This window comes from Ruegeria sp. CH8 (assembly GCF_056536985.1).
Genome location: NZ_JBQFQR010000014.1, coordinates 78,849 through 92,865, shown reverse-complemented (window position 1 = coordinate 92,865; position 14,017 = coordinate 78,849). Strand labels below are relative to the sequence as shown.

Sequence of the window (14,017 nt, the reverse complement as noted above, 5' to 3'; positions counted from 1 at the left end):
TTGGGCGCATTGCATAATCCAGCCCCGCTGTGCAGGATCAAACACAAGCGCAATTCTCAGGATGAGCCACCCGATGACACCGGACAAAGACAAAACCGCGACGCCGACAAAGCTCAAGCTGTCTGTTGTTCGGGATGTGTCGATTGTGACGACGCTTGTAGTGCTGGGACTATACGCCGGCGCTGCGTTCCTGATCCCGCTGACGATGGCTCTGCTGATCAATGTTCTGATCATTGCACTTAGCGACCGGATCATCGCCCTGACCCGCATGCCGGTCTGGCTGGCCAATGTTGCGGGCGTCACTGTGGTCTTAGCCGGCTTGTTCGTAATCATGTATATTCTGGGCAGTCAGGCGACCCAGTTTGCCCGCACTATCGGTGACTACGAAAACCAGTTTGACGATGCGGTCAACCGCGTCACGGGTCTGGTGGGCAATGACGTGACCAAGTTTATCCGCGACAATCTGATCAACATCGACATGTCCTATGTCGCGCGCATTCTGCTGGGCAGCGCCACTTCACTGCTAAACCAGTTCTTTCTGATCAGCCTTTACGTCGCCTTCCTGATGGCCGAGCGGCTGGCCTTCCGCAAAAAGATCCAACTGGCAGCTGGTGATCCAAAAACAGGTATCGAATTTGCCTCGATTCTGGATGCCATCACGTTCAGCCTGCAACGCTATGTCGGGGTTAAAACAATGATTAGCCTGATCACCGCAGGCATCAGCTATTCGGTGTTCAAGCTGCTGGGGCTGGAGTTTGCCGAGACCTGGGCCGTGTTGACCTTTGCGCTGAACTTCATCCCGTCCATCGGATCGATCATCGCGGTGATTTTCCCGTCTATGATTGCATTGGTTCAGTTCGAAAGCATCGGGCCTTTCCTTGTCATCGTACTGGGTTGCGGCACCATTCAATTCCTGATTGGCAATTTCCTGGACCCCGCCCTGCTGGGCCGGTCGCTGAACATGTCCACCTTTCTGGTCATTCTGGCGCTGATGTTTTGGACTACGATCTGGGGACTGATTGGCGCCTTCCTGAGCGTCCCGCTAACCGTCTGTATTCTGATCGTCTTCAGCCATATCCCCGCCCTGCGCCCGGTTGCGATCCTGATGTCGCTAGACGGCAGACTGGGCGAGGAAAACACCAAGCGCGCCGCAAGCTAGACGATGAAACGGCCTCTGTTCATCGGATCGGAGATTTATCGCAACTCGACCTATGGCTCGAAACATCCATTGGCCATTCCGCGTGTCTCCACCGTCATAGATTTGTGCCGCGCGCAGGGGTGGTTGTCATCCTCGAACTATCGCGTCAGCCCCTGCGCGAAGCCCTCGGCGCTTATGACGTTTCACACGCCGGACTATATCGCCGCCCTGCAACAAGCCGAGCAGGATCAAGCAGTGTCCGACGAGGTCCGGCAGAAATACGCGCTGGGCACCCTGTCAAACCCCGTGTTCTCCGAGATGTACCGCCGCCCAGCCACAGCGGCCGGAGGGTCGATGCTGGGTGCCGAGTTGATCCGCGATGGTGGCATTGTCTTCAATCCCGCAGGTGGCACGCATCATGGGCTTGCAAACAGGGCAAACGGGTTCTGCTATCTGAACGATCCGGTGCTGGCGATCCTGACCCTGCTGAATGCCGGGCTCGATCGGATCGTCTATGTCGATATTGACGCACATCACTGCGACGGAGTCGAAGCGGCCTTTCGCGGATCCACCAAGGTTCGGATGATCTCGGTCCACGAAAACCGCAGATGGCCCTTCAGCGGTACTTTGGACGACAATGCCGGAGGGGCTGCGTTTAACATGCCCGTCCCACGAAACCTCAATGATGATGAGTTCTATGCCATCCTTGACGAACTAATCCTGCCAGCGACCAAGTCTTCCCCCCCCCAGGCTATCGTGTTGCAATGCGGTGCTGATGCCGTGGCCGAGGACCCTCTGTCGCGGCTGACCCTGTCCAATAACGCCCACTGGCGCACGGTTTCCAGTCTGCGCGACCTGGCTCCGCGACTGCTTGTTTTGGGTGGCGGAGGATACAATCCATGGTCTGTTGCTCGGCTTTGGAGCGGGGTTTGGGCGACACTGAACAAGCTTGAGATACCTAAGAACCTGAACGCAGAATCACAGAACATTCTCAGCGACCTGACCTGGAAACGCGCTGCCGGAAAACAACCACCCGTACACTGGTTCGATACGCTGCAGGACGTTCCGAACCATGGCGAAATTCGCGCTGAGGTAAGAGCTAATCTGAACCATATTGCGGAACGGATTTCCTAGTGGATCGAACGCAACAAGGCTGCTAGCCTCCGAACATTACTACACATTCTTGAACATTGCGCTTCGGCTGCCCTGCCATGTCAACTTCTGACGTTCGGCCACGAATGGACCAACCACATGAATGCACTTAATCAAATAAATGAACTCAAAACTCGGATGAGTCAGGCAATCATAGGGCAGACCGAAGTGATCGACCGGTTGCTTATCGGTCTGCTCGCCAACGGCAATCTTCTGATCGAGGGTTTGCCCGGTCTGGCGAAGACCCGAGCGGTCAAAGCCATGGCGCGAAATCTCGACGCCAGTTTCAGCCGGATCCAATTCACGCCCGACCTGTTGCCCTCGGACGTCACCGGAACCGAAGTGTTTCAACAAACCGATGACGGTGGCACCTTCCGGTTTGACCCCGGCCCGATCTTTGCCAACATCGTTCTGGCCGATGAAATCAACCGTGCCCCGGCTAAAGTGCAGGCCGCGTTGCTGGAAGCAATGGAAGAGCGGCAGGTCACCGTCTCTGGCACCACTCATAAAATGGAACCGCTGTTCATCGTGATGGCGACGCAGAACCCGATCGAGCAGGAGGGCACCTATCCCTTGCCCGAAGCACAGATGGACCGGTTTCTGATGCATGTGCAGATCACCTATCCTCCGGTCGAAGACGAAGTAGAAGTGATCCGTCTGGTTCGCGGAGAAGAGATCGCCGCCGGGTCCGGTTCAACGGGTGGAATGCCAACTCCAATCCCGCAGGACGCCGTGTTCCAGGCGCGATCAGAGATCGGGCAGATTCACGTCTCCGACGCTATGGACAGGTACATGGCCGATTTGGTTCAAGCGACCCGAACGCCGGAGAAATACAACGAAGAGCTTGCCAGTTGGATCGAAGTTGGTGCCAGCCCGCGCGCATCTCTGGCGCTGGACAAATGCGGGCGAGCGCACGCCTGGATGAACGAGCGCGACTATGTGGACCCCGCCGACATACGCGCCATTGCCCACGACGTCTTTCGCCACCGCATCACGCTCAGCTTCGAAGCACTCGGAAACGCAAAAACGGCGGACGATGTGATCGCTGAAATCCTGCGCCTTGTCGCGCTGCCCTGAGTTTAAGGAAAGAGAAGCCCGTGGCCCGGATTGCCACATATCCCAATGACCCGCGCATCCATGTCGATGTGGATCATTTGCTGCGGCTGGGTGTCAAATCACGCGCGATCAGCTTGCTACCGCAACAACCGGCGCGCTCGATCCTCAATGGACGTCACGCCTCGCGCCTGCGCGGGCGCGGTCTGAACTTTGAGGAACTGCGAAACTATCTGCCAGGCGATGACATCCGCACAATCGACTGGAAAGTGACCGCCCGAACCGGAAAACCCCATGTTAGGGTCTATACCGAAGAACGAGACCGCCCTGCCCTCTTACTGGTAGATCAGCGTGTTTCGATGTTTTTCGGAACCGAAGTCTACATGAAATCCGTTGTTGCCGCCGAAGCCGCCGCTATCGCCGCCCATCGCGTTCTGGGGCAAGGAGATCGCGTTGGCGGGATCGTATTTGGCGACACCGATCTGGCCGAGCATCGCCCTCAACGCCGCCCCGCCGCCTTGAAACGGTTCCTGTCCTCGGTCGCCGGGTTGAATTGCAGTTTGAATGCAGCATTGCACCCTGAGCAGACCGTTGCGCTGAACGACGTTCTGAAACAAACCGCCCGGATCGCGCATACTAACGCGCTGATATGCGTGTTTTCGGACTTTGATGGCCTGAATGAGGCATCGGAAAGCCTGCTGAGAAGGCTGGCGCAGTCGAACGACTTAATTTTGTTCAACATATCCGATCCCAGTTCGCGCGAACTGATCCCGGGGCTGCGTTTGACCGTCTCGGATGGAGACGCGCAGATCGAACTCGACAGTTCCGAACCGGACTTGTCGGAACGCATCAGAGCGGAACTGGAAAACAGGCTGGCGCAACTCCGGCAATGGTCGCGCCGCTATGGTATTCCGATTGTTCCGCTGACCACCGCTGAACCGGCCCTGGATCAATTACTGCAACAGTTCGGCCATCGCGGAGGGCAAAGATGAGCGTCGATGTCGAAGGCAAATCACTTGTCGAGTTGCTGGATATGCTCGAACCTGCCCCAGCCCCCGCGCCGATATCAATGACGCCTCAGACTTTGGGTTGGGCGGTTTTGGCTTTGCTGTTGGTCGCGGCAGTCGCTTGCGGTGTCCTCATGTACCGACGGCACCGTAGAATGAATGCCTACCGCCGTTCCGCACTCACTGATTTGCAAGCTGTCGACAATGATGTCGCCAAAGTTGCGGAAATCCTTAGACGTACTGCACTGGCCGCATTTCCGCGCGATCAGGTGGCCGGCCTTCACGGCGCGGATTGGATTACCTTTCTGGCGCAAACTTCTGATAATATTTCGATTTCCGAATCCGAGGCTCGCCTTCTTGTTGAAGCACCTTATAGAACCACCCCACCAAATCCAAATGTAGCGGAATTCGCGCGTAAATGGATCAAGGCCCACAAGGTTCAAAGGGGGATCAAATGATTTCATTCGCGGCACCTTGGGCCTTTTTGCTTTTACCACTGCCTTTGCTGGTCTTTTGGTTCGCGCCTCCACACCGAGAGAAATCGAGTTCGATCCGTATTCCTTTCTTTCGCCATGTCGCCAAAGCGGCAGGTGTTGAGCCCAAGTCTGGATCGGTCATTGCACAACGTCCTGTACTTCAAACGTCTCTGGTCGTTTTGATCTGGCTGATGCTTGTGACAGCTCTGGCGCGTCCAGAAAAACTGGCGGACCCGATCGTGATCGAAAAGTCCGCCCGGGATGTGGTGCTCGCCCTCGACATCTCGGGGTCAATGGACCAGCGCGACTTTCAGTCCACTGATGGCACACCCAAACAGCGGCTTGCGGCGGTGAAAGATGTGCTACGCAAGTTCATTGCCGAACGTCAGGGCGACCGGATGGCGCTGATCATCTTTGGAACCCGAGCTTTTGTACAAGCGCCGTTTACCGAAGACCTCAACAGTTTGAATGGGTTCCTAGATCAAACTCAAGTAGGCATGGCTGGCCCGAATACCGCTTTGGGTGACGCGATCGGTTTGGGAATTCGAACCTTTGACTCCAGCGAGGTGGATCAACGCCTGATGATCGTTCTCAGCGACGGCGCCGATACTTCCAGCCGTATGACACCCACCAACGCTGCTGCCATCGCTGCGGATAAGGGCGTTGTCATCTACACCATCGGCGTCGGCGATCCCAATGCCTCTGGCGAGGATCGCGTAGATTTGGACGCCCTGAAGGCCATCGCAGATCGAACCGGCGGGCAGTATTTCTTTGCAAACGATGAGGCCGCACTTGCCGAGACCTACCAGCGCATTGATGAGCAAAACCCCAGAATTGTTGAAACCCAGAGTTATCGACCCCGAGAAAGCCTTACGCACTATCCACTGTTAGTCACCCTTTTGCTTATGCTGATCAGTTCCGCTGGTCTGCATATCGCGCAACGGCGAAGGAGTGTTTCATGATAGATGCCCTGACAGAATTCCATTTTTTAAGAGCTGCTTATCTGCTTTTCCTAATACCAATTGCGGGTCTTTGGTGGGTGGCTCGCCCGAAGCGCTCGAGACAATCCGAACTTCCTTCCGGAGTAGCTCCGCACCTTGCGGCAGCTCTGCTTTTGGGAACAGAGGAAAAACGGCGTATCTATCCCATTGACGTGGCCATGTTTGCCACCGCTTTGGTCGCCATAGCCGCTGCGGGGCCAACGTGGTCAAGAGCACAAAACCCGCTGGTGGCGGATACGGCCCCTCTGGTGATCGCTCTGAAAGTTACCGACAGCATGGAGAACCCCGACCTGGCCCCGTCCCGACTGGAGCGTGCAAAGTTCAAGATCACAGATATCATCAACGCCCGCGCAGGCGCACGAACGGCGCTGATCGCCTATGCCGGTTCACCGCACCGCGTTGCACCCCTGACCGAAGACGCAAATATCCTGCGCCCGTTGCTGGAGGGGCTGACCCCGGCTGTGATGCCCAAACAAGGAGATGCTGCGGGCGACGCGTTGACATTGGCGCAAAGCATACTGGACGAAAGCGAAACACCGGGCGCCGTCCTGTTTGTTTTAGACGATCTCGATCCATCACAGCTTACCGAGTTTGAGAACTCAACTTCGCAGGTGTTCTTTTTGACCATGCTCCCCAACGGAGGTGAGATTGTTCAACTGAACAATCTCCAAAACGCCGTTGCGGTCCCGTTTACCAATGATGACAGGGATATCGCACGGCTGCAGCGGCAAATCCAAACGGCTTATGTGGATGCGCTGGATGATGATGATCGACTGGACTGGCAGGATCGGGGATGGATGCTGGCGTGGCCTGCGGCTCTGTTGTCGCTGCTCTGGTTCCGGCGCGGTTGGGTTATCCGGTGGGTCTTTTTGGGGCTGTTCCTGATACAACCTGCAGGCCCCGCTAGTGCAGAAGGTTGGCGGGATTGGTTCTTGACGCCAGATCAGCAGGGTCAAATCGCAATGAACCAGAAGCGTTATGCGGACGCAGCTGAATTCTTCGAGGAACCCTACCATGAAGGATACGCGCGGTTGAAAGCGGGCCAGTATCCGGAAGCCGCAGCCATCTTCGCTGAGCTGAATACGCCTGAAGCCGCTTTTTCTGAAGGTATGGCTCGTATTCGCAACCGGGAATACCGCCCCGCTATTGCCGCCTTTCAAGAAGCATTAGATCGGCGCCCTAACTGGTCGGAAGCACAGCATAATCTTGAAGTTGCACAAGCCATACTTGACTATGTCGAGACCACTAGGGAGCAATCCGACACCGGTGAAGAAGCCGGAATCGGAGCGGATGACACTGTGTTCGACAACGACTCCGGTCGCGGCGAGAACACAACCATTCAGGCGCAGACCGGTGACGCCAAACCCCTGTCAGCAGACCAGTGGATCAGCGCGATTGATACGGACATGCAGGATTTCCTGCGCAATCGGTTCCTCCTGGAAAGTCAGGAGCAGATACAATGAGGTACGCACTCCTTCTCATAGTTGTCTTGCTTCCACTAAGTGCCTTCGCGCAGACCTCAACTGCAATCCAACCCCAAGTCACGGTGGAAGTACCAAGCGAAGACGTGATAGTCGGACAACCCGCAATTCTGCGCATAAAGGTTCTGGTTCCGACCTTCATGCCGTCCCCTCCGGTCTTTCCGACCCTGGAACAGGAAAACCTGCTGGTGCGTTTGCCCGAGCGTGCCTCGGGCCCTGTCAGCGAGTCCGTGAGCGGCGAAACATGGTCCGGCGTCCAGCGGAGCTATCGCATCTATCCTCTGGTGACAGGGACGATAGACTTTGGCCCGCAGGAAATGATGGTCACGTTCGCGGACCCGGAAACAAACAATCCGACCCAAGTTTCCGTTCCGCTGCCACCGATCAGGATCAACGCCGTGGTCCCGGATGGTGCGCGCGACCTGAATCCTCTGATTATCGCGACGGGTTTTGAACTGACACAGGAGGTTGAAGGCGCAACCGAAATGCAAGCCGGCGATGCGATCAATCGGCGGCTGACTGCGCGCATTTCGGGCACTAGCCCGATCATGATACCGCAATTAATCCCTGAAATTCATGACCCTCTGCTGCGACCTTACCCCAAGGAACCGCGTTTTACCGAGACTGAGGATCGGGGCATCCTGTCAGGCCAACGTGCCGATGAAACGGTTTACCTTGCTCAGGACGGAGGTGAAACTCAATTGCCGCCGGTTTCGCTGCAGTGGTTCAACCTGACCACGAACACGGTCGAAACCGTGGAGGCCGATGCCGTGAACCTGAAACTGGCTGCACCCAAATCCGGGCCACCGTCTGCGGATACCTTGATCAGATACCTGTTCTGGGCAGTCGTGGCTGTCGTAATCGTTTGGGCAATTCTACGGTGGTCAATGCCACGGTATCGAAACTGGCAGGAAGCACGAGAAAAGGCGTACCGCGCGTCGCCGGATTTCGCACTTAAGCAATTACGCCGTGCGCTGCGTGATCAGGATCTTTCGGCCGCCTACAGTGCTCTTGAAACCTGGAAGCGGCGCTGTGAAAACCCGCAAGGCTATAGCGGGCTTGAAGCATGTCTAGCTCGAATTGGCTCAACGCGCTATGGAACTGACAAAAATCGCAAAAATCCAGACTGGTCTGGCGCAGTCGCCGCGCTTGACGCGCTCGTTTCAACGCCAAACAAGCACGCCCAGCCGCTGCCGCCACTGAACCCCTGACCCTCAGGTCTGACAACTGGCGATCAGCGCCTGCCGGTCCTTCAACCGCACGCGCCCATAGCCGAGTTCGATAAGGTCCATATCTGCCAAACGGTGCAGGCTGCGGTGCAATGTGGGTTGCGAGACAGCGATCATCTCGGCCAGTTCGTCCTGAGAGACCACGATCCAGCCATCGGATTTTGACGTGCCCTCATCCAGATGAAGCAGTCGCAACACAAGCCGTTTCTCACTGCCGGTCACAGCGAGATTGGCCATAATCCGCAACGCTGTTTGCATATTCTCCTGTGTCAGCGCGTAAAAGTCGCGAACATAGTTGGGGTTGGCCTGAACCAGTTTGGCGATACGTGAGTGCGGAAAGAACAAGGCTTGCGTCTCTTGCGTGGTGACGACGCTGATCAGCCGCGGCGTGTCGGCGAAAAGGGCCAGATCCCCGATCCAGAAACCGGCACCCTCGCGGTGCAGCACGAACTCCTGCCCGTCATCTGCAGGCGCGGTGATTTGAACACCGCCGCTGAGGATGGCGAATATTCCGTTTGCCGGGTCTCCGTGGTGATACAGCGTTTCCCAAGGTTCAAAAGTTTTAGCCGATCCGCATTCGAGCAAATCGCGCCGAAACGCGTCTGAGCGGTTGCTGAACCACCCGGCCTGCTGCAAGAGCTTCAAATTATTCGCTTTGTCAAACATTAGAAATTTTCAATATCATCATATGATGAGTTTTCAATCCCTCTGATCGCCTAGTCTGAGCTTGTTCGATTCCCGGAAAGGTGAAGGTTTCGCCGTTCAGATTTCGACCATTTTTACGAGCCATATTGGCTGATTTGAGCAGCCACCAAGCAAAACACACCTCCGGGTTGTACAGACCCTTTCAGATCAGGAGCATATCATGTCACCACCACGTTCGATTGCATACAGTTGGCGCACCAAGTTGCGCCGCATTGCTGTGGCTACCGTCGCCGTCGCGTTGGCACTTCCCGCTTGGGCACAGGATCAGAAACCTAACATTCTGGTCATCTGGGGTGACGATATCGGGCAATCCAATATCTCGGCCTATACGATGGGCCTGATGGGATATCAGACACCGAACATCGACCGCGTCGCCAAGGAAGGCATGATATTCACCGACTATTATGGTGAGCAATCCTGTACCGCTGGTCGCTCATCCTACATCATGGGACAGTCAGTGTTCCGGACCGGCCTGTCCAAGGTTGGTCTGCCCGGCGCTGATCTGGGGATGCAGGTCGAAGACCCAACCATTGCGGGCCTGTTGAAAGACCACGGCTATGTCACCGGTCAATTCGGCAAGAACCACCTTGGCGACAAAGATGAACATCTTCCAACAAACCACGGATTTGATGAGTTTTTTGGAAATCTCTACCACCTGAATGCCGAGGAAGAGCCTGAAAACGAAGACTATCCGGGCGACGCTATTCTGGCGGATGGTCGCACCTTCCGCGAGGCCTACGGCCCACGCGGCGTTATCAAGTCCAAGGCCGACGGCACCATTGAGGACACCGGCCCCCTGACCCGCAAGCGCATGGAAACGGTGGACGAAGAAACCGTTGCAGCAGCGATCGACTTCATCAAGCGTGCCCACGAGCAAGGCCAGCCCTTCTATGTCTGGTGGAACGGCACCCGCATGCACTTCCGCACCCACGTCAAGGATGAAATGCGCGCGCAGGCCAACGAAATTTTCGGTGGCAGCGCGGACGAATACACGGCTGGTATGATCGAACATGACATGCATGTGGGTCAATTGCTGGACCTGCTGGATGAGCTTGGCATCGCCGACAACACCATCGTTCACTATTCCACCGACAACGGACCGCACATGAACACGTGGCCGGACGCTGCCGCGACACCGTTCTGGGGCGAGAAGAACACCAACTGGGAAGGCGGATGGCGCGTTCCGTCGATGGTACGCTGGCCCGGTCAGATCGAGGCCGGCTCGGTCACCAATGAGATCGTGCATCACATGGACTGGCTGCCGACATACCTTGCCGTTGCCGGTGACCCGGACATCAAGGAAAAGCTGAAAGCTGGCTATAGCTCTTCGGGTATGGGCCGCGATTACAAGGTGCATCTGGACGGTTACAACATCCTGCCTCTGCTGACCGGTGAGGCCACTGAAAGCCCACGTCGCGAGATTTTCTATTTCTCGGACGACGGGGACCTGACCGCACTGCGTTTCGACGACTGGAAGCTGATCTTCCTCGAGCAGAAGGCATGGGCCACCCTGCGTGCGTGGATCGAACCCTGGACAGAATTGCGCATTCCGCTGATCGTAAACCTGCGCCGCGATCCCTATGAGCGTGCGTACCGGACGTCCAACACCTACTACGATTGGTTGCTGGATCGGGCCTATTTCCTTGTGCCCGCTCAGCAATATGTCGGCAGTTTCCTTGAAACCTTCCAGGAATTCCCGCCGCGCCAAAAAGCGGCCAGCTTCAATCTGGATCAGGTGATGGAGAAACTGGCCTCACCAACCAACAATTAATCCCTCGAAAACAAAGGGTCGCCGCAAAACGGCGGCCCTTTACCAATTGAAACAGGAACATTTCTTATGAAGAACGCAGTTCTTTCCGCCGTTGTACTTTTAGCTCCGATTGCATCGTTCGCCGACCCTCTGCCTAGCTGGGGCAACTCCGACTCCAAAAACAGGATCGTTGAATTCGTCGAGGCGGTCACAGACCCGAGTGGTTCTGACTATGTCACTCCGGCCGAACGGATTGCGGTGTTTGACAATGACGGCACACTTTGGGCTGAACAGCCGGTCTATTTTCAACTGACTTTCGCCATGGACCGCCTTGCCGAACTAGCCGAGGCCGATCCCGCGATCCTGACCACTCCGACGTTAGAAGCTGCGGCAAAGGGTGACCTGCAAGCAGTTGCCGAGGGTGGTCACGACGCTCTGATCGAAGTTCTGAACGCCTCGCATTCCGGACTGAGTGTCGAAGATTTCCAGGCATCCGTCGCCGACTGGCTGGACACCGCGCGCCATCCGGATACCGATCTGCCCTACGATCAGATGACCTATCAGCCGATGGTGGAACTGCTGCGCTATCTCAGGGATGAAGGATTCAGCACCTATATCGTTTCCGGTGGAGGTCTGCATTTCATGCGCGTATTTACCGAAGACGCCTATGGCATCCCGCCCGAGCAGGTTCTGGGCACCTACACAGCCACGAGTTATGAAACTAGCGACGGAACACCCGCGATCGTCAAGGCCCCAGGAATTGCCTTTGTCGATGACAAAGAGGGCAAACCGATCAACATCGAACGCACGATTGGTAGGCGTCCTATTCTGGCAGGTGGAAACTCGGACGGGGATTTCGCCATGCTGGAATGGACGACAGCGGGCGAAGGTCCGCGTTTGGGTGTTCTGATCCACCACACCGATGCCGAACGCGAATGGGCCTATGACCGCGAAAGCCCGATCGGGAGACTGGTCGATGGGCTGGATAAGGGGCCGGATATGGGTTGGGTCATTGTTGATATGGCGAATGACTGGAATCGCATCTACACTGGGTCAGACTAAGACACTCAGAGACCGATAACCTCATGTGGGCAATTCTTTTTTCCGCGTTCGTCTTCTTTCTGTACGTGACGGCAGCGGTGTTTTCGATACGGGCGGCGCAAACCGCCCGCACACCACAGGGGGCCGTCGGATGGGTGGTTCTTTTGATCTCCGCCCCGTTTGTCGGTGTACCTCTATACCTGTTTCTGGGACACCATCGCTTCCGGGGCTACCGCATTGCCCGCAAGCACAGCGAAAAGGTTGTCGAAGGCATCAAGAGTTTTGCGGATTTCTCAAAACCCGATTTGGCCTCAATGCCCGTCAACCCCCGCCCGTTCGAGGCGCTGGCGCATCTGCCGGTTTCACGTGGAAACGGGGCTGAGTTGTTGATTGACGGCCAAGCGACGTTTGACTCCATTTTTCAGGCAATCGATGCCGCGCAGAATTATGTTCTGATCCAGTTCTACATCGTCCGGGATGACGCGCTAGGGAAACAACTCAAAGACAAGCTGATCGCCGCAACGAAACGTGGTGTCTCGGTGCGCTTTATGACTGACGCGGTGGGCAGCTATGGCTTGCCGACGGCCTATCTGGACGAATTGCGGGCCGCTGGGATCGAGATCGCCAATCCGCGTGACCGCCGAGGGCCTCAATACCGCTTTCAACTCAACTACCGAAATCACCGCAAAACCGTGATCATCGATGGAGAGACGGGATATATCGGCGGGCATAATGTGGGGGTGGAGTATCTGGGCCAAGACGCGCATTTCGGTCATTGGCGCGACACGCATATCAAGATGACGGGTCATGTCGTTCGGCAGTTGCAGCTGATTTTCACCGAGGACTGGCACTGGGCCCATGAGGAAGACCTGATCGAACAACTGGATTGGGCGGGGTCGGAATCCGAGCAGGACATGAACGCTCTGATCGTCGCAACTGGCCCCGGTGATGACACCGAGACAGGCGCGATGATGTTCTTTGCCGCCATCACCGAAGCAAAAGAAAGGTTGTGGATCGCCTCACCCTATTTTGTGCCAGACATCGACATCATGACCGCACTGCAACACGCCGCCCTGCGCGGTGTGGACGTGCGCATTCTGGTGCCCGAAGTGATCGACCACCGCCTGCCCTGGCTCGCCGCCTTCGCCTATTTCGATGAAATCACGGGCTGCGGCGCGCGGGTGTTTAGATACACCGACGGCTTCATGCACCAGAAAGTCTTTGTGGTCGACGACACGCTGGCCGCTGTGGGAACGACCAATCTGGACAATCGCTCTTTCCGCCTGAACTTCGAAGCAATGGCCCTGTTCTTTGACCCAAGAGCGGCGCAGGCCGTAGACAAGATGCTGCGGGCCGATTTTGAGAAAAGCTATGAGCTGACCAAAAAGCTGCCCGACCAACCGGCTTATATCCGGTTTGGGTCCCCCCTTGCCCGGCTGTTCGCACCGATCCTTTAGGACATCAATTCTTCTTTAAAGACCTGGGTCATAAGCGCGACCATAAAGGCGGTGGATAGCCCGAAGGCCAACAAGCCTGTAACCGAGGCAAATGCGCCGAATATGCGCAGCGGCTCCCCAAGAACGATGTCGCCGTAGCCCAGTGTCGTAAACGTCACCAATGAGAAATACAGTGCCGAGTTCCAGTCGGGCAGCACGTCTCCCAGCACCCAGACAATCGCCCAAAGCCATACCTGAAACGTGTGGATCGCAACGATAAAGACGAGGGCTATACAGATCGGGGCAGCGATTGAAACGAACCTCTTGCTGTTTTCCAATCGCAGAGACGCCACCCTTACAACTTGCGTGCACCACGTCAGAAAGATGATCTCGATCAGAAAACAGATGCCCAGATAGATGCTGCCCCAAAGGATCTGCTGCGTTAACGTCATCAATTCGCTTATCATGTTTTGGCCCGAAGAAGTTCCACCACAATGGCGACTTAACCGGCAAAGGACAAGGCTGCGACGAATGGAAACGAATGTGGC

Annotated in this window: 13 protein-coding genes; 11 read left to right on the top strand and 2 right to left on the bottom strand. The window is 56.2% G+C overall.

Going from position 1 to position 14,017, the window contains the following annotated elements:
- Positions 1 to 73 precede the first annotated feature (73 nt).
- The 8 genes from ACR0ER_RS16460 to ACR0ER_RS16425 all read left to right on the top strand — a co-directional run bounded on the left by ACR0ER_RS16460 (position 74) and on the right by ACR0ER_RS16425 (position 8,519).
- Positions 74 to 1,159 carry an AI-2E family transporter gene (locus tag ACR0ER_RS16460; RefSeq protein WP_480769873.1) on the top strand — a complete coding sequence of 362 codons (1,086 nt, stop codon included), beginning with the start codon at positions 74 to 76 and terminating at the stop codon, positions 1,157 to 1,159.
- 3 nt (positions 1,160 to 1,162) lie between these two features.
- Entirely contained in the window at positions 1,163 to 2,272 is a 1,110-nt protein-coding gene (locus ACR0ER_RS16455; RefSeq protein ID WP_480769872.1) for an acetoin utilization protein AcuC, read from the top strand.
- A 117-nt stretch (positions 2,273 to 2,389) separates the two neighbouring features.
- A complete protein-coding gene (locus ACR0ER_RS16450; RefSeq protein ID WP_480769871.1) occupies positions 2,390 to 3,367 on the top strand; it encodes an AAA family ATPase in 978 nt (325 codons plus the stop codon).
- A 20-nt stretch (positions 3,368 to 3,387) separates the two neighbouring features.
- The gene (locus tag ACR0ER_RS16445) at positions 3,388 to 4,335 is read left to right on the top strand and encodes a DUF58 domain-containing protein (RefSeq protein ID WP_480769870.1); all 948 of its coding nucleotides are present in this window, start codon (positions 3,388 to 3,390) and stop codon (positions 4,333 to 4,335) included.
- Positions 4,332 to 4,808: a DUF4381 domain-containing protein gene (locus ACR0ER_RS16440; protein WP_480769869.1), complete on the top strand. Its 477-nt coding sequence runs from the start codon at positions 4,332 to 4,334 to the stop codon at positions 4,806 to 4,808. Before ACR0ER_RS16445 ends, ACR0ER_RS16440 begins: the two co-directional genes overlap by 4 nt.
- Positions 4,805 to 5,788 carry a VWA domain-containing protein gene (locus ACR0ER_RS16435; RefSeq protein WP_480769868.1) on the top strand — a complete coding sequence of 328 codons (984 nt, stop codon included), beginning with the start codon at positions 4,805 to 4,807 and terminating at the stop codon, positions 5,786 to 5,788. Before ACR0ER_RS16440 ends, ACR0ER_RS16435 begins: the two co-directional genes overlap by 4 nt.
- The gene (locus ACR0ER_RS16430; RefSeq protein WP_480769867.1) at positions 5,785 to 7,290 is read left to right on the top strand and encodes a VWA domain-containing protein; all 1,506 of its coding nucleotides are present in this window, start codon (positions 5,785 to 5,787) and stop codon (positions 7,288 to 7,290) included. The genes ACR0ER_RS16435 and ACR0ER_RS16430 overlap by 4 nt, the downstream gene beginning before the upstream one ends.
- Complete coding sequence (locus ACR0ER_RS16425) at positions 7,287 to 8,519, top strand: hypothetical protein (RefSeq protein ID WP_480769866.1); 1,233 nt, start codon at positions 7,287 to 7,289, stop codon at positions 8,517 to 8,519. The genes ACR0ER_RS16430 and ACR0ER_RS16425 overlap by 4 nt, the downstream gene beginning before the upstream one ends.
- A gap of 3 nt (positions 8,520 to 8,522) precedes the next feature.
- Here the strand turns inward: ACR0ER_RS16425 and ACR0ER_RS16420 are convergent, their stop codons facing one another.
- A complete protein-coding gene (locus tag ACR0ER_RS16420; protein WP_480769865.1) occupies positions 8,523 to 9,203 on the bottom strand; it encodes a Crp/Fnr family transcriptional regulator in 681 nt (226 codons plus the stop codon).
- A 199-nt stretch (positions 9,204 to 9,402) separates the two neighbouring features.
- On the opposite strand from ACR0ER_RS16420, the gene ACR0ER_RS16415 reads away from it, so the two are divergent.
- From ACR0ER_RS16415 to cls, 3 genes are all read left to right on the top strand, one after another.
- Complete coding sequence (locus ACR0ER_RS16415) at positions 9,403 to 11,013, top strand: arylsulfatase (protein WP_217359387.1); 1,611 nt, start codon at positions 9,403 to 9,405, stop codon at positions 11,011 to 11,013.
- Positions 11,014 to 11,079: 66 nt separating this feature from the next.
- On the top strand, positions 11,080 to 12,054 hold the full coding sequence (locus tag ACR0ER_RS16410; protein ID WP_480769864.1) for an HAD family hydrolase: 975 nt from the start codon (positions 11,080 to 11,082) through the stop codon (positions 12,052 to 12,054).
- Positions 12,055 to 12,077: 23 nt separating this feature from the next.
- A complete protein-coding gene (cls, locus tag ACR0ER_RS16405; RefSeq protein ID WP_480769863.1) occupies positions 12,078 to 13,490 on the top strand; it encodes a cardiolipin synthase in 1,413 nt (470 codons plus the stop codon).
- Here the strand turns inward: cls and ACR0ER_RS16400 are convergent.
- Entirely contained in the window at positions 13,487 to 13,921 is a 435-nt protein-coding gene (locus tag ACR0ER_RS16400) for a two pore domain potassium channel family protein (protein ID WP_170330193.1), read from the bottom strand. The genes cls and ACR0ER_RS16400 overlap by 4 nt on opposite strands.
- Between the last annotated feature and the right edge of the window lie 96 nt (positions 13,922 to 14,017).